The 19,337-nt window shown below is 50.6% G+C and carries 13 protein-coding genes and 1 tRNA gene; 7 read left to right on the top strand and 7 right to left on the bottom strand.

What is annotated here, in order from left to right; translation table 11 throughout:
* Nucleotides 1-41 precede the first annotated feature (41 nt).
* On the top strand, nucleotides 42-452 hold the full coding sequence (locus H6868_10255) for a flagellar biosynthesis protein FlgC (protein ID MCB9989694.1): 411 nt from the start codon (nucleotides 42-44) through the stop codon (nucleotides 450-452).
* Nucleotides 453-816: 364 nt separating this feature from the next.
* Entirely contained in the window at nucleotides 817-1,338 is a 522-nt protein-coding gene (locus tag H6868_10250) for a response regulator (protein ID MCB9989693.1), read from the top strand.
* A gap of 26 nt (nucleotides 1,339-1,364) precedes the next feature.
* On the opposite strand, the gene H6868_10245 is transcribed toward H6868_10250, so the two are convergent.
* The 5 genes from H6868_10245 to H6868_10225 form a co-directional block, all read right to left on the bottom strand.
* Nucleotides 1,365-3,053 carry a cation:proton antiporter gene (locus tag H6868_10245; protein ID MCB9989692.1) on the bottom strand — a complete coding sequence of 563 codons (1,689 nt, stop codon included), beginning with the start codon at nucleotides 3,051-3,053 and terminating at the stop codon, nucleotides 1,365-1,367.
* A 9-nt stretch (nucleotides 3,054-3,062) separates the two neighbouring features.
* The gene (locus tag H6868_10240; GenBank protein ID MCB9989691.1) at nucleotides 3,063-3,521 is read right to left on the bottom strand and encodes a response regulator; all 459 of its coding nucleotides are present in this window, start codon (nucleotides 3,519-3,521) and stop codon (nucleotides 3,063-3,065) included.
* Nucleotides 3,522-3,526: 5 nt separating this feature from the next.
* Nucleotides 3,527-5,647 carry a PAS domain S-box protein gene (locus tag H6868_10235; protein ID MCB9989690.1) on the bottom strand — a complete coding sequence of 707 codons (2,121 nt, stop codon included), beginning with the start codon at nucleotides 5,645-5,647 and terminating at the stop codon, nucleotides 3,527-3,529.
* Between the two features lie 28 nt (nucleotides 5,648-5,675).
* A complete protein-coding gene (locus H6868_10230) occupies nucleotides 5,676-6,077 on the bottom strand; it encodes a hypothetical protein (protein ID MCB9989689.1) in 402 nt (133 codons plus the stop codon).
* Between the two features lie 211 nt (nucleotides 6,078-6,288).
* Nucleotides 6,289-10,281 carry a type I secretion C-terminal target domain-containing protein gene (locus tag H6868_10225; protein ID MCB9989688.1) on the bottom strand — a complete coding sequence of 1,331 codons (3,993 nt, stop codon included), beginning with the start codon at nucleotides 10,279-10,281 and terminating at the stop codon, nucleotides 6,289-6,291.
* Nucleotides 10,282-10,499: 218 nt separating this feature from the next.
* On the opposite strand from H6868_10225, the gene H6868_10220 reads away from it, so the two are divergent.
* Nucleotides 10,500-10,979: a DUF4402 domain-containing protein gene (locus tag H6868_10220; GenBank protein MCB9989687.1), complete on the top strand. Its 480-nt coding sequence runs from the start codon at nucleotides 10,500-10,502 to the stop codon at nucleotides 10,977-10,979.
* A 52-nt stretch (nucleotides 10,980-11,031) separates the two neighbouring features.
* On the opposite strand, the gene H6868_10215 is transcribed toward H6868_10220, so the two are convergent.
* Both H6868_10215 and H6868_10210 read right to left on the bottom strand, forming a co-directional pair.
* A tRNA-Thr gene (locus H6868_10215) sits at nucleotides 11,032-11,106 on the bottom strand.
* A 60-nt stretch (nucleotides 11,107-11,166) separates the two neighbouring features.
* Complete coding sequence (locus tag H6868_10210) at nucleotides 11,167-13,542, bottom strand: tetratricopeptide repeat protein (protein MCB9989686.1); 2,376 nt, start codon at nucleotides 13,540-13,542, stop codon at nucleotides 11,167-11,169.
* A gap of 393 nt (nucleotides 13,543-13,935) precedes the next feature.
* On the opposite strand from H6868_10210, the gene H6868_10205 reads away from it, so the two are divergent.
* From H6868_10205 to H6868_10190, 4 genes are all read left to right on the top strand, one after another.
* Nucleotides 13,936-14,472 (top strand): DUF4402 domain-containing protein, encoded by a 537-nt coding sequence (locus H6868_10205; protein ID MCB9989685.1) that lies wholly within the window; start codon nucleotides 13,936-13,938, stop codon nucleotides 14,470-14,472.
* Between the two features lie 215 nt (nucleotides 14,473-14,687).
* On the top strand, nucleotides 14,688-15,257 hold the full coding sequence (locus H6868_10200) for a DUF4402 domain-containing protein (GenBank protein MCB9989684.1): 570 nt from the start codon (nucleotides 14,688-14,690) through the stop codon (nucleotides 15,255-15,257).
* A 123-nt stretch (nucleotides 15,258-15,380) separates the two neighbouring features.
* Complete coding sequence (locus H6868_10195) at nucleotides 15,381-16,280, top strand: molecular chaperone (protein MCB9989683.1); 900 nt, start codon at nucleotides 15,381-15,383, stop codon at nucleotides 16,278-16,280.
* Nucleotides 16,281-16,497: 217 nt separating this feature from the next.
* Nucleotides 16,498-19,320 carry a carboxypeptidase regulatory-like domain-containing protein gene (locus H6868_10190; GenBank protein MCB9989682.1) on the top strand — a complete coding sequence of 941 codons (2,823 nt, stop codon included), beginning with the start codon at nucleotides 16,498-16,500 and terminating at the stop codon, nucleotides 19,318-19,320.
* Nucleotides 19,321-19,337: the final 17 nt, after the last annotated feature.

The raw sequence follows: 19,337 nt of genomic DNA, 5'->3' as shown, positions 1-19,337 counted from the left end.
TTCAGTCACTGTTAATAAAATCATGTTAAGGTAAAGAAATGATGAACGTGATTCAGTCAGCTTTATCCGGTTTGCATGCGGCTTCGAAAAAGATTGAAGCCGGGGCATCGAATATTGCCAACCTTCAGACATCGGGCTCTCTGGAGGCCGGTAAAAAGGCGCCTTATAGTGCCCTGACGACCCGGCAGACCGCGATTACCGATGCGCAAGGAAACGGACTGGGTGTCAAAGTTGACATTGTGGCCAAGGATACGCCTTTCGTTCCGGCCTATGATCCGGATTCACCGTTTGCTAATACCGACGGTGAAATCGGGGTTCCTAATGTCGATCTGGCGGAAGAGGCCGTCAATATAAATCTGGCCGAAATTACATACAAAGCCAATTTGAAGACTTTACAGGCAGCGTCCGATATGGAGAAAGAGCTGCTCGGTATGTTTGACGAAAAAGTCTGATTATTCTCATTTCTCTTTAAATTTGTGTGTCTTGCTGATGGAATGGGCTTTGCCTGTTTTTTAATTATTAGCGCATTTTAAAGTATTTTATAACATTGTTTCCTAATATTATAATATTCAAAGATGAATTCCATTGTATATTTCCTTGAATATAAATATTTGTATATTAATAATTTTATATTATTGTCTGTATGTGAAGTATTTCATAAAATTCTACGTAATTTTTCCACAATTTTACATATCAAAACATTGATTTTTATCGGTTCCTTAACTACTATTAAATGATAATGGAAAGTGGAGGGGGGTTTTTTATTTTGTCAGAAGAAGGCAAAATGAATTGTGGTTTATGGAAAGGAGAGATGCCATGACTGCTGAAGATGCCAGCAATAAAGATAAGAACAAGATTACAAGGGATATGCATATATTGCTAATTGAGGACAGCGAGTCCGATGCTTACACAGTGAAGCGTGTTCTTAGCAAGCATATGAAACATCCATGCCGGGTTGTTCATGCCGAATCTATGGCAGAGGCTGAAGGAATATTATCAACGGGAGATATTGATTTAATTCTTCTTGATCTGGGTTTGCCGGATACAGATGGGGGACATGACACGTTTCATCGCCTGTCAGGCGTTAAGGAAGACATTCCCGTGATTATCCTGACCAGTATGAACGATCATGAGATGGCTGTTAGTATCGTCGGTAAGGGAGCGGAAGATTTTGTCCGTAAATCTGTGATTAGCTCGGCGCCGGATGTCTTGTGCGATGTTATCGATTTTTCGGTGTGTCGTCATAAAAACATGCTGGAAATTAAGGCGCAAAAAGAAAAAGAGATTAACGAGAAAAATGAAGTCATTCAGTGGGTGACAGGGGGATATTCGGCCTAGTAGGGGTGCTTGGCGGATACGCGCCATCACCTGTTATCATCCTGAAGAGCCTGAATGATTTGTTCTGTGCCGCGGTGGGCTGCGTCTTCATATGTTTTGAGGACAATGTCGATTCCATGAGAGGGAAGATCACGATCCAGTTCTAAATGATGGGATGTTGCCGCTATGTGTCCCTGATAGCCATGGACGCGCAACGTTTGTGATAACGTCCGCCGCAAATCAACGATCATCGGGCTATTCAGGGTGTGTTGAAAACACAGAACAACCACTTTTGCTTTATGCAAGGGTAATTGTGCCGGAAACTCCGGGTCAGCAGCATCGCCGTAGATCGACGGAATGCCCTTTTCCTGTGCTGTTGTTATCGCCGATGGATTAAAATCGACGCCAAGAACGCTGTATCCGTTTTTTTGAAAGCTGTGGGCGATGGCTTCGCCATAATGCCCCAGACCAAAAACAATCACATCATAGGGCGTTTCCATGGCTGTGTGGTGAGGTGTTTGGCCTGTCTCACGATCATCCTGTTCTTCGATGAATAACCCCGTGTGTCGTTCCAGAACATTGTACAGGCCATTCATATGGGTGATGGCATAGGTTGAAAGGGTCATCGTCAACAGGCCGACCAGAGTGACCAGATTAAGGGCGTCTTCTCCAACCAGTCCGCACTCATAGCCCATGGCGATCAGGATCAGGGAGAACTCACTGATTTGTGATAGCGACATCCCGGTTAAAAAACCGGTGCGTTTGCGGAAATGCATTATATTTGTGATGCTCATGATAACCAGCGGTTTGCCTGCCAGTACGAATATAGAAAGCAAAAGCGCAGGGAGGATCTGTTCTGTGATGCCTGCTAAGCTCATATGGGCGCCCAGATGCGCGAAAAAGAACAGCAATAGAAAATCCCGGAGAGAGGAGAGCCGGGCGGCCATAAAATTATTGTAAGGTGTGGAAGCTAAAGCAATACCGGCGACCAGCCCGCCCAATTCCTTGCTGAAGTGCAGATATTCGCACAGGGCGGCCATGATAACGGCAAACGCGAAGCAGAAGACCACCATCAGCTCGCTGTTGCGTGCCAGTATGTGCGTCAGGGGGCGGGCGGCAAACCGGATGAACAGGCCTGTGCCGGCAACCAGCATGACGGCTTTGCTGGCAACCAGCATGACGTCATTCAGGTTAAAGCTCGTGACATCGGATTCCCCGGTCAGACCGGCAATGATAATCGTGGCGATAATCACCATTAAATCCTGAACAATCAGTATACCCAAAGCCAGACGGCCATAAAGCGAGTCGATAGCATGCGCGTCAGAGAGCAGTTTGACGGCAATAATGGTGCTGGAAAAGGCCAGTGCCAGCCCGATGAAGGCGGCTGTTACGGGGGGATATCCCAGCATCATGCTGAGGGTAAATCCCAAAGCGCACGTTATGATGATTTGAACCAGCCCCGTTGCCAGAGCCACCAGCCCCATTTGACGGATAATCCGTAAATCGAGTTTTAACCCGACGACGAACAGCAGCAGGGCGATCCCGAACTGTGCCAGTGTTTCTATGATGGATTTATCTTGTTCGCGGACAAGATTTAACGCATCCGGCCCGGCTAGCAGGCCGGTGATGATAAAAGCGACGATCAGGGGTTGCCGTAACAGGACGGCCACCAGTCCCACGCTGCCGGCCAGAGCCATGATGGTTACGATCTGTAGAAAGATGGATGTTTCGAGCATAGCGGTTACTTAGGAAAATTCTTGGGGGAGCATAACCCAGTCGAACCAGAAACTTTTCAGCGATTGAGCCATAGCCGTATAGTCGTCCGGTGCGATCGGTTTTTTGACATAGCTGTTTGCCCCGTTCCGGTAGCAAGCGGTTATGTCCCTTTCATTATTGGAGGTGCTCAGGATAATCACCGGGATGCTTTTCAGGGATTCAGCATTTTTGACGTGTTCAAGAACGGCGCGTCCGTCCGTTCCCGGTAAATTAAGATCAAGCAAGATTAATTCAGGGAACCCCCGTTCTTTTATGATCGGGTTGTCAGAGGTTAGAAAAGCAATCGCTTCGTCGCCATCTTCGCACCGCTCGACGGTCACGTCTACGTCGGCTTTTCGCAAAGAGCGCATGGCAATTTCGAAGTCGACAGGGCTATCTTCGACGATCAGGATATAAGGGGCTCGTATGGATTTTTCTTCGTTCGTCATTTTGATTACTCATCGCTTAAGGTGAAATAAAAGGTCGTTCCATTTTTACCGTCAGATTCAATCCAGATCTTACCATTGTGGCGGTCTATGATTTTTTTGACGATGGTCAGGCCCGATCCGGTTCCTCCCCCGTAGGCATCGCGCGCATGCAGACGCTTGAAGATTTTAAAGACGGCATCCTGATGTTTCTCAGGAATACCAATGCCGTTATCCTCGACATAAAAAACGTACTGATACGGGAAGTCCGGGTGATCGACGATACAGCCGACCTCGACGTATTTTTCCTCGTTATCATTATATTTGATGGCGTTGGTGATAAGATTGCGGAAAATTTCGCTGACACGTGCTCGATCGCAAACCAGAGTTGGCATTTTTTCATGGATATTAACGGTCACGTTTTGTTCCTGAATTGTTGGTTCAAGAAGCTCCATGGTTTTTTTCAATACACGATTTATATCGGTTTCCTTGAAGGCAAGCTCTGTCCGACCAAGCCGGGAATAATACAAAAGCGTATCAATCAGCTCTTCCATGCGCCGGGACAGGTTTTTAAGGGTGTTAAGCTTGTCTATGCCGTCTTCATTCAGTGTATCCCCATAGTCCTCCATCAAGAATTGGGCATAGCTGTAGATGCCGCGCAGAGGCTCTTTCAGGTCGTGAGAGACAATATAGACAAAATCATCCATGGCCTGATGGCTCTCGGTCAGTTGCCGTTCGGCTTCCTTACGATCCGTTATATCCCGGATAATGCCGATAAAGGTGTAATCACCGCCATTTTTGATGACACCAATTCCCAGATCCATGGGAAAGGTCGAGCCATCTTTGCGCAGGCCAACAACTTCCCGGCCAATGCCTATAATCTTGGCTTCGCCCGTGCGAATGTAATTGGCAATATAACTGTCGTGCTTTTCCTGATCGGGAGGGGGCATCAACAGGTTTATATTTTCGCCAATGACTTCTTCCGTGTTGTAGCCAAATATACGTTCGCAGGCAGAGTTAAATGTCTGGATGATGCCTGCGCTGTTGATCGTGATAATGCCATCGACAGTATTATCCAAAATGGCGCGAAGGTGCTTCTCGTTTTTACTTAGCGCCTCCGTTTTTTCGTTAACAATATGCTGGATGTGAAGGGTGCGGCTGATTTGCTGGTAGAACCAGAATGCTATGAAGCCTGTTAGTGCCATGCCGAGCAGAAAAACAGCCCATGCACTTTTATCGGCGCTCTGGGCCAGATAAGAGAAAGACGGTGAAACTTCGATCTTGAGATATTGCGAGGCAAAGGGGATTTTTTGACTTACGGCCAACATTTGCCTGTTATCCATCATGTTGTCGACGGCCGTGTCCGATAACATGTTTTCCTGTCCGGTATGTTTGAACAAGAGATCTTTCGAGCTTTCATCCGCATCCGTCAGAAATATCTGGATGTTTTTTTTGTCGCGATTTTCAATCAGGAAAATCTGTGAGAAAAACGGCCACGTTTCTAAAAAAGCGATGGAAAAACCGTTTAAAGAACGCGGCCCCTCATTTTTTATTGCGGCTTTCATCGTGGGGATGGCAATGGCGACGCGTGGCTGAGGGTCTGTTTTATCCATGAAATCCGTAGAAAAATCCCGGCTGATTGTTACAGAAAGGCTTGTACGGGCTTTTTCTATCGCTTCACGGATAGCGGGTTCCTCAATCAGCAATTTTTTGATTTGTTCTTGATCGACGTTTTTTTTGGAAACCATATAGATGTCGTTTGCGTCCAGCGGTTCTTTTGTGTCTGGAAGCCAGCTGATGAATCCTAATTCCCCCTGTTTTAAAATAGACGCTGAAAACGTACCGAATTCCTGTAGCGTAACGGTTTCTGATGACAGGTAGAAGGCCTGCATGTCTTCCCAGAATTGTTCCAATATTCTGGTTTTATGATTCAATGACAGGATTTGCATGGTGGTGTCGTGTCGGAAATCATCTTCCAGCTTATCGACGTTTTGATTCAAGACCATAATGAAAAACAGGATGGACATGACCGTCCCCACAAAGGCAACGAAGCATACCCGGCAATAAGCCATAAGAGCCGTGTGTTCGGCATGACGTGCGGCTTTGTCGCTCTGCTTTTTTTCTTTGTTGGTGATGTCCGTTTTTGTCATGGGCCATCTTTCATTTCGTAGTTTGAGCTTATCCTTTGTTATCTGTATGCAGCTTTTGGCTCCATCTGTTCAGCAAGACAGGAGCCAGAGGGAGACTGAAGGCGGCCAGCGCCAGCGCAATTGCCGAGGTGAAGACTTTGATGATGCCGGACAAGTAATAAACGGGCTGCCAGATCTCGATGATAGACAGGATGTGTAAAAGCCCGCATAAAACCAGAAAAATCCCGCACATACGAAATATCCATGGATAGGGCAGGGCTTTTCCATGGCGGTGGATAAAAAACGCCGCGCTTGCCGGTATGGCGAAATAAGCCAACGCCAGCGTAATATCGGACAGCACGTTCATCCAGATCAGTTCCGGACGCCATACCATACAATATCCTTCCGGTATAAACCGGTCGGCTATAATCGTTTCGAGTACACGGTCCATGTCTGTCTCTCGTTCTGGACGTGATGTAATGCCGGGGATGTAAAATTCCATCCTTACGATAAGGATAGAATAAAAACCGTAAAGGTAAATAAATAATCGGAGGTATTTAATGTAATTTGGCGGTTCTTATTAGTGATCTCTACAAATATTTTAAGGGGAATATTTACCGCGATGACTCCTGTATGCTGTTTTTATCAGCAATAAGGTCAAGTTAAGCAATAATCAGATTGTCGGCAGCGATCATTTGAGCAATGTCGAGTCCGGTCACGCCGTTGATTTGTGCTACATCTGCAAAGCTGGCGCCGCCCGTCGTGCCGTTAGCGTCGATAGAGATGGTCGTATTGCCACCGGACTCGCTGAACTGCAGGAAGTCATTGATGTCGTTTGTCAGGGCGTCATAGCCGGTCAGGAGTTCGCTCAGATCAATCTGGTCATGGCCTGCGGCATCGAAACTCTCGATGATATCAACATTGTTATATGCGCTGGCGGCTTCGAATACGAAGACATCCAGACCGTTGTAGCTGCCGTAAAGCGTGTCTAGACCGTCGCCACCGCTCAGGATGTTCCTATCAACGGTAGAGAGCAGAGTGTCGGCCTCCCATTCGATGATGTATTGCGGGACGGTCACAAACCCTGTGCTACCGTCGCCTTCGACGACGAGGTCAGCCCACTGTGTCCCATTCAACATGTACAGGTAATCCTGTGTCCCGTTTGAATCATTTGGCTGGCCGGATGTCCAGTCATTGAAGTGGCTGTTGACCGCTGTGCCGCTTGAATTTGCGAATTGGATTCCCGCTTCCGGGCCGGATGTCCAGCGCCAGACACCTTCGCTGCCGAAATCGCCGCCGCCCAGCCAGGAGCTGGTGCCACCGGTTATGCCTTCGAGGAACGTTTGTTCGGCTGCTGAAGTAATTGTTGCCAGATGGCCGTTCACACCGGTTAGTCCGGATAACGTCGAAGAATTTGCTGCCGCGTCGGCTACCGTCCAGTCAACCATGCTGGATACGACCTGATAGAAGCTGTTTGTATCGGCGCTGTAGGAAACGCCGGCATTGGCGGCCAGAATAGCGGCAATCGTTGCGTCCAGCGTTTCGGATGAACCTGAATACAGGACATCATCGCCGTTGCCGCCGGTCAGCGTATCATTCCCACCGCTGCCGTAGAGCGTGTCGTTGCCGTCGCCGCCATCGAGAACGTTAGTTGTTCCCAAGTCAGCGCCCGTTCCGCCGCCGGAACCACCACCGCCGCCACCGCCGCCACTAGCGGCGTCGCCGGTGATTGTGATGTCGTCGAAGCGGATATAGGCATCTTCGTTTTTTCTGTTGGCGCCCACATGCAAGATGCCAAGAGACAAATTGTAAGTCGATCCCGATGTCAGATCCGGCAGATCAATCGTAACGGTGACCCAGCCTGTATCGGTTGTTCCGGCGCTTCCCAAGGCTTGGGAAATAAAGCTGTTGCCGCCGCTGGCATCATAAATGGTGCCATCAAATTCAAAATAGACCTCTGAATCTTCACCGTTATCATTCGAATTGGAATGCCAGTGATGGTAGGAGAAAGTAATCTGGACGTTGGTCATATCGTCGGCTGGCGCTATCGAGGCATCCCATGTTCCGGACGCATTTGTAAATGACGAGTTATTAAAACCATCTACATAAACTTCCAGAGAGCCGTTCGCTACGCCGCCATCGGTGGTGTCACGTACGCCAGAGACATCAACGTTGGCACTGTCACTACCGCCGAAACCGCCGTCGCTATAAGTAAATACACCGGTATCGGTTGAAAAATCTTCGCTCAGCAAGGTCACTGCCGTCGATTCCGCGAGTGTGATATCATCAAAGCGGATGTCGTATTCTTCGGAGTTCCATGTTTTGCTGTTGAGCAAACCGCCCAGAGACAGGGTGTGGCTTCCGGCACCCAGAGCCCCGACATTCAATGTAATCGTATTCCAGCCGCCGTCGTAGCTGGCACCGGCCGCAGTCCCCAGCAGTTCAAAGAAATGCGGGTTGGCATCGTTGCTGTATGTCGTGCCGTCGATATCCGCATACAGCCAGAGGTCTTCGCCAGCATCAAAGGGGTCGCCATCCAGAACGGCGTCAAGCACGTGATAAGACAAAGTCAGCTGGGCATTCGACATCGCACTGCTCAGTGAGAAATTATACTGGAACGCGCCGGACATGGTTGAAATTGTATTGTTATCAATCCCGCCCAGAGAGAGTTCCATGGCTCCGGCGGCTGTATTGCCGTCTGCGCCCGTATAGACGCCATTGGCATAGTTGTTGGATGTGCCGCTGCTGCCGAAGAAACCGTCTGCGTAAGTCCAGCTTCCCAGATCTGCGGCAAAATCGTCGTTAATGGGGGTGGAGCCGCTACCGCCGCTACCGCCGCTGGTCGGTCCCGTTGCGGTGGCATCATAGGCAAACAAGATATCATTACCTGTGCCGCCGTTGACGGTATCGGATCCGGCGCCGCCGAACAGGACGTCGTTATCGCCATCCCCGTTCAGGGTGTCGTTGCCGTCATAGCCGTAGATAAAATCGTTACCGGTGCCGCCGGACAGGATATCGGCTGCGCCGTCATCGCCCATCAGCCCCGCTTCCCATTCAATCACGTAACCGCGGGCCAGAGCGGTCTGGTTCGGGCCGCCGTTGTCATTCCACACGCCGCTGGTCTGGAATTCCAGATAATCTTCGCCGGTCCCATATTCGTTCGGTTCGCCGGCATTCCAGTTTGTGTACATGTTGTTCAGGGTTGTCCCGGCCGCCAGACCTTGCCAGAAGGAAACGCCTTGTTCCAGACCGCCGGTCCATGTCCATGTGCTTTCGGTGTCAACGTCGTTCGCACCGATCCAGATGCTGGCGCCGATCAAGCTCGCCACGTAGCTATTCTCTGCGGCTGTGGTGATTGTCACTAGGTGACCCGCCACGCCATTCAGCGTTGCTGCCTGCGCCGCCGTATCGGCATTATCCCATGTCTGGGTGGTGCTGACATACTGGTAGAACGATCCCGTCGCATTGGAATAAACCACATTCGGGTTGGCGAACAGGATCGAGGATATCGTGCTGATATCCAGACCGTGACCGTGGATCACGTCATTATCCGCGCCGCCGTCGATCGTGTCCGCGCCCGCGCCGCCGATCAGCGTATCGTTCCCGGCATCGCCATAGATCGTATCGTTATCCGCGCCGCCCGATATCGTATCGTTCCCGTCGCCGCCGGCGATAACATCATCGCCCGCTTCGCCGTAAATCTCGTCATCGCCGATGCCGCCGCCAATCGTATCGTTGCCCGCGCCGCCGGAGATCAGGTCAATTCCGTCTTCCCCGAACAGGAAATCATCGCCGTCTTCCCCGTGCAGCGTATCGTTATCCGCGCCGCCAAACAGGACATCTATACCGCTCCCGCCCACCAGCGTATCGTTGCCGGCATCACCGTACAGGTAATCATCCCCGGCGTCGCCCAACAGCCAGTCATCACCGGCCTCACCAAATAGGATGTCATTCCCGGCATCGCCGAGCAGATAATCATTCCCCAGGCCGCCACTCAGAACGTCATTCCCATCTCCGGCGATGATGTAATCCATATCGTCCTGACCGTAGAGCAAATCGTCGCCGTCATTGCCGAAGATCGTATCCATGCCAAGGCCGCCCATAATCAGGTCGTTGCCGCCTTCGCCAAAAATTACATCATTCCCGTCACCGCCGATGATCGCATCGTCGCCGCCAACGCCGCGCAGCCAGTCATGACCGGTCCCGCCGTCAATCACATCGCCATTGGCCGAGGTCCCGTTCAGCCGGTCGTCGCCAGCCGTGCCGGTCACCGTTACCGTGCCCAGATCACCCGCCGTCGGCTCTACGCGCCCGAACAGATGGTCATTGGCGGCTACGTTCAAAGATGAACTCTGGCTCTGGGCCAGCAATGTGGCGGTCAGGTCGCTGCCATTCACCGCCTGGCCGTTCACTCGCACCGTTTCCAGCGTAATCGAACGCCCGCCTTCCGCCGAACCGTCGTTAAATCTGAACGACAGGGAAGACGGATAACTGCCGCTGAACTCCAGCTCAAACAACAAAACATCCGAACCAACGCCCGTTTGCGCCGTGATCACAGCCGAAGACACAACAACGCCGCCGACCAGTACCTCTAACGTCGGCGAGTCAATGCTGTATAACGCGCTCGCTTCTATGCTCAGATGAAAATAGGCCATAATTCCTCGATAACCCTTTGCTTCACTCCATTTTTTGTGGGCTAGTCCTTTTATCCTGAAGGCTTCTTCCCACTATCATATTAGCAACAACATATTAGCAAAAACTTAATAGAACTTTAAAAACAAACGGGTAAAATTGTAAAAACAAGTTGGAAAGATAAGATATATTGAATAGGCTGTGTTTCGCAGCCGGTGAGCATATTAATATAGCAAAGAAAATGAGCAAACGCAGTCAAAAAACCATCTTCCTGTCTTTATCCGCTCTGGCCTTGGCCGGGGGGCTGCCTGATCCTGCGGCGGCTCAGTCGTTGAACTGCCCACAAATGATGATTTTTGGCGACATTATTCCGTGTGCCAGCGCCAATGCCGTCACGGTTCGCCCGGACGGCAGCCGTAATGTCGCGGGGTGCCTGTCGGCGGGCGGCGCGCCGTATTCCTATGCACGCTGCGTTGTGACGCAGACGCCGCCGTTGCGGCCGATCCAGATCAGCGTTGCCGCTTCGCCCGGTACGATCAGTAACGGAACAACGACCATGACGGTTAACAATTTCAACCTGATTACCAATGGCGGCGGTAAAACGGCGACCGTTACCGCTTTTTTTGTGAATGTTCCGATTGGCGCCGCTATGAATGTCGGCAGCAATCAGGCTACCGGAACGTATACCGGGACGTTCACCGTTAATGCGGTTTTGCAGTAATCCATAGTTTTTGATTTTTAGAGATGTTCCCCGGCGGGTCCGGGGAGGGAAATGGTGCCGGCTGAGAGATTTGAACTCCCGACCTTCGGTTTACAAAACCGCTGCACTACCACTGTGCTAAGCCGGCGCGGGGGATTTTCTAACATATCCCGCATGGGTTTGGAAAGCTTAAAATGATTTCTCTTTCCTACGCTTTTTTCCCGGCGGCCAGCCCCTGTATGAGCGGCTGCAGCTCGTCTTCGTAGCGTTGCCAGGCTTTGACCGATGTTTTGTAAATCGGTTTGACCACCTGTGTTTTCGATGCTGTCAGGACGGCGCGTTTTTGTTTGTGAGGCTCCAGACAGGCGTCATTCCACGGCAGGTCGACAAAATCGATCAGCTTGCGGGCCTGTTCTTCGAAGTTTCCGACGGTTTCCTCGTAGTCGATTTCAAGGAAGCGACCGGGCAGGACTTTGCGCCAGTGATCCATGATGTCCTGATAGAGGAGGTGTTGTTCGGCGAGTTCCTCAAGATTATAGGACCAGTACTGGCCGCGGGCGAAGTTTTGCTTGTAGCACGACAGGCAATTGTCAATCGGGTCGCGGCGGCAATGGATGATTTTTGCGTGCGGCAGGATGCAGGCGATCAGCCCGATTTTCGAAAAGTTCCCGGGCATTTTATCGGTGATCCGCAGGGCTTTTCCGGACGGGTCTAGCTTTTTGATTTCATCGACATAGAGCTGCCCTTTTTGCGCAGCATTTTCGGTGGTCAATCCGCCGAGGTGTGCTTCTGTCTGTCCTAGCGTCGGCAGTTCTCCGGCGCCGAATACATCGGGGTGAGAGGAAATAATTTGTTCGGTCAGGGTTGTGCCCGACCGCGGCATACCAACGATGAAAACGGGAATATCGGAGTCATAGCCTTTGCCCTCGAATTTTTTAAGGGTTTCCGGCGTATAGGCATCCTTGATTTTCTGATAGTGGTTTTTTTGCTGCTCCGGCTGGAAGGGGATCATCTGGCGTTTGTAGTCATTGGCCTTTTTCAAGTGTGCAAAGGCCTGTTTGTAATCGCCGATATTCTCATAAGCGGAATACAGGGCGAAATTGAGTGACGTTGCCTGATCCAGTCCCCGCGATTCAATGGTCTTTTCCAGCTCCAGCATGGTTTTGAAATCTTCATCGTCGGCAGTGAATTTTTTCAGTTTACTTAAAGTCAGGTACGCGCCCGGAATATGTTTTGTGATTTCAAATGCTTTTTTGACACTGGCCAGCGAGGCGTTCATATCGCCCTTGGTTTGTTGCAGTTCGGCCAGTGTTACATAAATCCCCGGCATGTCAGGGCGCAGTTCCAGTGCCTTGTTCAGGCATTTTTCAGCCTCTTCGATCCGGTTGGAAATATGGCAGATTTGCGCTTTGCGCAGGTAGGCTTCGGGCATTTCCGGGTTGAGTTCTACGGCCTTGTCGATTGCTTCGAGGGCTTCGTCGATCTTGTTGCCGCGTTCCAGAACGTTGGCAAGCTTCAGGAAGACGCGCGGGGAATCGGGTTCCAGCTCTTTGGCGCGTTGTAGCTCGACTTCAGCATCACCATAATGATCCTGCATAAACAGGGCGTCGGCCAGATCCATGTGAACTTCGGCGGATTCAGGATTCAGGTTGGCCGCTTGCTGGATGGCGGTGATGGCTTCCTCGATTTTACCGAGATGGCGCAAGGCGTCGCTGAGGTTGATAAACGCTTCGGCGTAGTTCTTGTCAAAGGATGTCGCGTAGCGCGCGTGCAGCACAGCTTCGTCAAAACGGGATTGCCGGATCAGGCAGACGCACAAATTATTATGGGCCTGGGCGTAATCCGGTTTGAGGGCAATGGCGCTGCGGTACAATTCTTCGGCACTGGTGATTTGCCCCTGATCGAGCAGGGCGTTGCCGAGGTTGCAAATGGCTTCGGGGTATTGCGGCTGGAGCTCCAGTGCCTTGCGGCATGCTTCTTCGGAATCCGATAATTTACCCATGTCGCGCAGCACGGAGCCGAGGTTGCTCCAGGCAAAGGCGTAATCAGGCCGGATTTCCAGTGCTTTTTCCCAGCTGGCGGCGGCGTCCTCAAGCCGGTCGAGTTTGACGAGAGCTGTGCCCAGATTAAGCCATGCTTCCGGGCTGGCCGGGTTTATTTCCGTGGCTTTGCGGGCGCATTTTTCAGCTTCGTCGTATTTTCCGGCCAGCCACAGGCTGTGGGCTTTGTTCCAGTGCGGATCGGCATAAGATCCCTTGTCGTCCATGGCGATGGACCGGTTGAAGGCTTCCTGCGCGCCGTCGTGATTGCCGGCGGCCTGACGGATGATCCCCAGATTGCACCAGAATTCCGCCGTGGCTTCGTTGCTGTTGGCGGCTTGTTCCAGATATTTAAGTGATTCGGGAAGGTTGCTGAGGTAGTACATGGCCAGCCCCAGATAATAAAGGCTGAAAAAATGATCGGGGATGGCCTTTAAAATATCCCGGTAGGTCATCTCGGCGACCCGGTAGTTCCCGGCTTGCATATGCATGGAAGCGATGTTCAGGGCGTCTTCCAGCGAGACTTCCTTATATTCTTGTGTCAACGGCGATTCTCCTGTGATTTTTTAGCCAGACTCTTGCCATACTATATTGTGTGCAAAACTCCGAGTAAACAGATGAATACGCCCTATACATAACAGTTCGAATCGTATACCATCGCATTACGTTTCCTTTTCTAAAGGGAGCAATACTCGTGAAATAAATAAACGTGTTTAAAAAATTTTTCGCAGGAGCGCATGTTAAGACAATTTTAGGAATGCTCATGTACTCTATATATGAACATTAGTTTATTCTGATGTTCGAGAGTGCAGAGTGTACGGGCAAAAACAAAAGTGTTTGTGCAATTCTGTGAGGGGTAGACTGCAAGTCGGCTAAAAAAGAATTTTTAAGGGCGGTTTGCAGTTTTATTATCAAAAAGCGAAAAAGGAGCGAAGCATATGGATAATAAAACAAAAAAGATTCTCTTAGGGGCGGCGACGGTCGCGGCTCTGGGTGTTGCCGGGCAACCGGCTGATGCGGCGACGACCGCTGTTAACATGCGCGGGGTTATCGTGCAGGCTGTTGCGGTGACGCAGACCCGGACCCTTGACTTTGCAACCATGACGGAAACCGGCGCTGGTACACATGCTGTTAGTGTTGCTGATGTGAGCACGCCGTCAGCGTCTATTACGGTCGTTGCTGGTACACCTAATGCCGGTGGTTTCCAGGTGATCGGTTCTACCGGGTATCCTATTGACCTTACGATTCCGGCGGCTGCAACCGTGACTCATACGGTGACGCCGGCCAATACGATGGCTGTGACGGGGCTTCAGATCCGTAATGCTGTCAGCACCCAGACCGGCGTGGCTGTGTCCACCAGTTTGGCGGCGACGACGGTAACCGGGTTTGATGTCGGCGGAACCCTGAATATCGGTGCCGGTCAGGCTCCGGGGGTTTACACCGGAACGGTTGTTGTTACGGCCCTGTACCAATAACTTAAATAATAAGCTCTCGTTTCGTGGGACGGGCTGGCGATGTTGTCGCCAGCCACCTCCTTCTTTTGCCCGAATTCGGGGTGAAGGCCGGGTGATAAAGTTCGGAGAATTAATGAATTTTAATGCTGTCCGGTTTATAATGAGGGCGTAAAATAATAAAAGGCATGGCAGAATGATCGTGTCAGTGAAGCAGGAAAGACTCTGGAAAGGGCGACATGGCACAGTCGATTGAAAAAAAATCGATGAAGGCAAAGGCAAAAACCGCGACAGCCGCAGGCGTTGTTGCGCTATCTTCCCTATCATTTTATCACGCTATGAACGCGGTGGCGGCGACGGCGACGATGCCGATTGTTGCCAAACTGATTCGTGCGATTGAAATTACCATCAACACGACAATGGATTTCGGAACGTTGGCGATGACCGTCGACCGAGCCGGACAAGCGACTCTGGATCCTGAAACCGATAAACTTTATATTGCCAGCCATAGCAGCCTGTCTTTGGCGGGGGGGCAGCCTCAGGCCGGGCGTCTGCAAATTCGCGGCTCTGAATTGCCGGTGACGATCAGTGTCGAGGAAACGGCGGTGAAGTTGACGAACGGCACGGCGACCGTGTCAGTTACGGATTTTAACTTGCTGACGGCGCGCGGCGGTACGTATGTGACGGTGACACCGACCTCCAATAATCCTTATGTTACGATGGCTGTCGGCGCGACAATCAACACGCGGGTGGGTCAGTTAAGTGGCTCTTATGTTGGTGCGGCGCGGATTCGTGCCAATTATCAATAAAACCGGAAAAATCTTCACGACGATTAAAAACGCGATCAATGCAACTCTTCCCTTGAAAGACGGGCTTGTGTGTTGCACTATAGTTCGGATATATACGGGACGATGGTCTAAAGGATCATGCGCATGAAAAAAATGAAGATACCGTTTTTGAAGAAGACCTCCGATGATGTTTGCCGGGGCCGCTCTATGTATTTGCGCGGTCTGGCAGCGTTTTTATTCGTAGTGATCGTAGCGGGGGCGGCAATGGACGCTCATGCTATCCGGATCAGCATGAAGCGGGTTGTTTTTACCGATAAAAACCGTTCGGAAGTTATTACTATCATCAATAACACGGCAGAAGAGCAGGTGTACCGCCTTGAGTGGCGGCGTATGCGCATGACGGAAGACAAATCCCTGAAGGCCGTGGAAAAGGATGATCCGGCTGATGATATCAAATGGGCTGATGACATGATTCGTTTTGCGCCGCGGCGGGTGACTGTACCGGCCGGGGCGACGCAGCAAATACGCTTGCTGTTGCGTAAGCCGAAAGATCTGGCGCCGGGTGAGTATCGCTCTCACCTCTGGATTATGACGGAATCTGTGCCGGAAAACTTTAAAGCCGATCCGATGGATATGAAAGAAAAGCAGGCGATTAAACTGGCGATGTTGCCGGGGATTTCCATGCCTGTTTTTGTGCGGACCGGGGATTTGAAGGCTTCTGTCAGTTTTTCTGATGTGTCGGCCAAGGCTACGGCCGAGGGTGCGGAGGTTAATTTTACATTGAACCGGACCGGCAACCGCAGCACTTATGGCGATCTTGATTTTGTTTGTATCGGTGGCGGTGAAGAAATTGTTGCGCATCAGGTTCGCGGTATCGCTATTTATACCGATGTGGAGCGCCGGATTATGAAGTTCAAGGTTGAATATCCGGAAGCGTCAAAAGGAAGCTGCAGCAAAATGCATGTTACTTACCGGGCGGACGAGGATGATGAGCTGTTCCGCGGTAGCGTTATGGCGGAAACGGATGTGACGGTTTCTCCTTAATCCGGTCCCTGATTTTTTCTTTTTAGAGAATTATTTTTTGTACGGAAGAGTCTTTGCTTTAAGACTCTTCTTTTTTGGGCTGTCGAATCGGCTGCGCTTATTAGAGAAAGCTGCCGTGAGAGTCAAAAAAAACGGCCATAATACCGTTCGTTTTCTGTTGATTTTATGGTATCCTTTCAGTGGGCTACTTTAACTTACCACTTCTCTGCTCTGTGTCATGGGCGTATATCAATGGTTTAAAAATTACAGGCACCTGATTGGAGCCGCGCTTATTATAGCTGCGGCGCTGTCTTTGTGCGCCCGCAAAGCGGAGGCTGTTGAGCAGGCCGAGGTCGAGGAATGGATCTTTGAAGTGGTCATGCCGCCGAACTGGTACATTACGCAAGGGCTGTTCGTTTACCAGCATGAGGGCCGTTATTACCTGCCCATGATCGAATTGGGGGAAGCCTTTGAATTCTACATGGATGCCGAACTGGACCGGAAATATGTCAGCGGTTTTGCTTCGAAAGAAGAAAATACATTTACGCTGGATGGTGAACGGGGGGAGATGACGGTCAAAGGCAAGCGGCAGCTTTTATCTCCGGATGCCATATTGTCCCTCGATGATGTTGTTACGGATGATCTTTATGTGCAGCTGGAAGTGCTGAACGAGCTGTGGCCGGTTGAGATGCATATGGATCTTGGCTCTCTGGCAATCAACGTAGAGGCAGAAGAGGAGCTGTCCTTTCAGCGGCGTCTCAAACGGCAAGAACAGCTCGATATTTCTGAATCCCGCCGGGTGCTTCGGCAAAGTCAGCAAAAAATGCTGCCTTACCGGGAAAATCCTTATCTCTGGTTTGGTAAACCGGTTCTGGATATCCAGACTAACTATACGTTCGATAACGATACAAAGGAGATGATCGGGCAGAACCTGTTTTCTGGCAGTCAGCAGCTCGGCAAAATGATTGCCGATTATTCTGCGAACATCCCTTACAGCAAGGAAGAGGGATTTGTAAAACCGTCCAGTATTCGTTTCCGTGCCCAGCGGCAGGCGTTTGGTGACGATACGCTGTTTATTGGCGGTGTGCGGCGGTTTGAGGCCGGTGATATCAGCTTGCGTCAACGCGATCTTGTGGGCAACGGTATTAGCGGGCGCGGGGTTACGATTTCTAACGATACGTCCCGCCGTGAAAGTGAATTTGACCGGATTACGGTAGAGGGCGTTGGACCGCCGGGCTGGGAAGCCGAGTTATACAACAACAACGAATTGCTGGAGGTCGGCGCTGTTGATGAGGATGGCGAATACAGGTTTGAAGATGTCGTTTTGAACTTTGGTAACAACCAGATCCGCGTTGTTCTCTACGGTCCGCAGGGGCAGGTGCGTGAAGAGGTCAAAGATTACCAGGTCAATGGCAGTATGCTCCGTCCTGGTGATTTCCGTTATAGCGTCGGGGTTAATGATGCTTATCACCCGCTTATTCTCTTGGAAGATGAACAGCAGACACAGCCCCATGGTGTGACGAAAAATGCGACGGCTTTTTTCGGGTTAAACCGCTATATGACGATTTTTGGAACGGCATCGGCTTTGCCGACCCAAACGGAATACAAAAGATATCTGAGTACCGGCGCGGTTGTGTCGACCCCGATAGGGATCGGTGAAGTCGAGGCTTATAGCGAACTTGGGGGTGGTGAAGCGGTTGATATGGGGTTCATCACCAAACTTTTAGGCATAAACCTGAATTTGCGTAGTGCCTTCTTTAACAATTTCGAAAGTGTGAAAGCCGGGTTTGGTACGGGCGCACAAAAATTTACGTCCGAAGTGCAAGCCAAAACGACTTTGAAATTTGCCAAAATACCGCCTTTGGGCTTGCGGGTTGATGTTAAGCATAAGGAGCTTTACAACGATACTGTGACACGGGATTACAATACGTCACAATCCATGTCGTGGTCGGGCATTCGTCTGACAAACACAACCAATACGCAGATCGTGAACCACCGCCATACCTCTACGGGCGGGAATTTCAGCGCTACGGCGAATATACGGGACTGGCAGGTACGGAGTGCCTTGAACTATTTGATTTTTCCAGAGGACAGGCTTTCCAACGGTTCTGTCGAATTTCGCTATAAGCCCAAGGAAGAACCCTGGCAGGCGGCGGTAAGTTTTCAGCATAATTTTCAGGATTCAATTTCAACGATTGGCGGACAGCTGGGTTATGATTTCGGCAACTTCCTGACCTCGCTGGAAAGTGAGTACCAGCAAGAGCGTGGATGGAAATTCACGGCGCGGGCCAGTACCTCGATTAATCCGTACCAGTCCGATCAGACATATCATTTGTCCAGCCAGTCGCAGCGTAAAGCTTCGCCTGTTATGGGGCAGGTCTTTATCGATCATGACGATGACGGTGTTTTCGGGGGTGAAGATGAAGCGCTGGAAGATGTGGCGCTGTTGGCCGGTAACGCCCGTTCCAAAGAATTGAGTGATACGAACGGCTATGTTCTGGTGTCCGGTCCCGGCGAAGAAATGGTCAATGTCCAGATCGATAAGTCATCGCTGATTGATCCTTATTATGTTCCCAAAAATGAAGGATTTAGCACTGTGCCGCTTCCTGGTACGATGCCGGTCTTTACCTTTCCCATTGTTGAAAGCGGGGCGATTGACGGTACGGTTTCGTATGAAAACGGGAACCCGATTTCCGGTATGTATCTGCAGCTGGTCAATGCCGACGGTGAAGTCGTTGACAAGGTCCAGAGCGCTTACGATGGTTTTTATTCTTTTGAATTTGTTGTGCCGGGAACCTATACGGTTCGCGCCGATCCTGAATATCAAGTTAATGTCCCGCCGGAGACCGTAACGGTCGCTTCCGATGATCTATTTGCCTCTGGCATAGATCTTTTTCTACTGGAGCAGGCTGAAGAAGCGCAAGCTGCGGATGATGAAGACGCAGCAAGCGGAGATAGTGGTGAAGTAGCCCAAACTCACCACAGCGAGGGGACATTGCCGCCTGCTTCCCTTTTTCCAGATCAGGAGGACGTTGATAACGAAGAAAACTGGTCGGAATAAAGGACTTTATCCTATGC

Source organism: Rhodospirillales bacterium, assembly GCA_020638175.1.
Classification (GTDB): Bacteria; Pseudomonadota; Alphaproteobacteria; order Micavibrionales; family Micavibrionaceae; genus JACKJA01.
This window is presented reverse-complemented; position numbering and strand designations above follow the sequence as displayed.